Source organism: Mitsuaria sp. WAJ17 (assembly GCF_014174515.1).
GTDB lineage: Bacteria > Pseudomonadota > Gammaproteobacteria > Burkholderiales > Burkholderiaceae_C > Roseateles_B.
Genome location: NZ_JACJUG010000155.1, coordinates 1 through 332, shown reverse-complemented (window position 1 = coordinate 332; position 332 = coordinate 1). Strand labels below are relative to the sequence as shown.

General features: G+C 62.0%; 1 protein-coding gene. It reads right to left on the bottom strand.

Annotated elements, in window-relative coordinates; translation table 11 throughout:
* Window positions 1–74 precede the first annotated feature (74 nt).
* Window positions 75–332, bottom strand: a 258-nt coding sequence (locus H5407_RS23835) for a penicillin acylase family protein (RefSeq protein WP_183106940.1), incomplete at its 5' end; no start/stop codon positions are given.

The following is a 332-nucleotide window of genomic DNA, read 5'->3' as shown; positions in this document are numbered from 1 at the left end:
GGTGGAAGCGAAACGAGGCATGATCTCTCCGGTCAGTTGTTTCTGCGACGTGTGGTGGCGGGGTTTGTAACCAGTCAACGGCGGCTGGTCACGGTCTTTCGGGTTACGGCATTCGCCAGCACATCTTCGCGCCAGAAATATACCGGTTTCAATTGCTTGCGGACGAACAGCGGAGCCTGATCGGCGAAGTGCCGACTCCCGGGACGGGTGATGGCCTGGCCGAACGGCTGGATGGAACGCGACGTCACCCGCTGGCCCGGCATCCATTCGGCCCACAGGATGAAGCTGTCGCCGTGCTTGACCGCCAGTCGGCCGTCGGGATCGACATCCCA